Raw genomic sequence first — 661 nt, 5'->3', positions numbered from 1 at the left:
ATAAGAATTCACTTTGACAATAGATAATTAGCAAAAACCGCCGTAAACCCTTGCCCAGTGCCAGAGCGGGGATATCAGGCGAAAAGCCCAAAGGGCTTTCAGACCGCCGACAAACCTCATTGAAAATAATGGGGTCTGTTCTTTTCATGATGAATCCTAATACAACTCATTTTCCTCATTGACCCGATTCAATCGCCCGTCAGGGGGTTATTTCCGCTTCGCTTGCAATTTGACACGTTCGCTCTCCAGAGATAAAAACAACACAGCATCGCGATCAGCAATGCTATCTTCTTGATATTTTGGGCGGTTGCTGCCAAAAGACACTGTATTTGCACTTTTTGCAACCCGCGAAAACGGGCATAACGGTGCCCGTGATGTTGTTTCGCATCCGCAAAACTGCGTTCTATCGTCTCCTTTCGTCGCTTGTAAACCTTTTTACCCCACTCCGTTAGCCGGTTTTCCCTGGCTTGCTCCTTACTGTCCTCCCAGACATGACGGGTTATCTTTTTGCCCCCTTTGGCCTGCGTACAGGATGCGCGTTTCGGGCAGTACTGGCAGATATTCGCCGCAGCCTGATAATGCCGGTATCCCTCTCGGCTGGTCGTTTTATAAATCAACTTTTCGCCCTGGGGGCACACACAGGGCGCGAGCATACTTTTTT

General features: G+C 48.7%; 1 pseudogene. It reads right to left on the bottom strand.

Annotated features, from left to right (window positions below):
- Positions 1-207: 207 nt before the first annotated feature.
- A pseudogene (locus LGZ98_RS24000) lies at positions 208-661 on the bottom strand (transposase); the annotation flags it as partial.

The sequence above is a fragment of the Photorhabdus kayaii genome, from assembly GCF_025384895.1.
Classification (GTDB): domain Bacteria; phylum Pseudomonadota; class Gammaproteobacteria; order Enterobacterales; family Enterobacteriaceae; genus Photorhabdus; species Photorhabdus kayaii.
The sequence above is the reverse complement of the archived record's forward strand: the minus strand, read 5'-3'. Positions and strand labels throughout refer to the sequence as shown.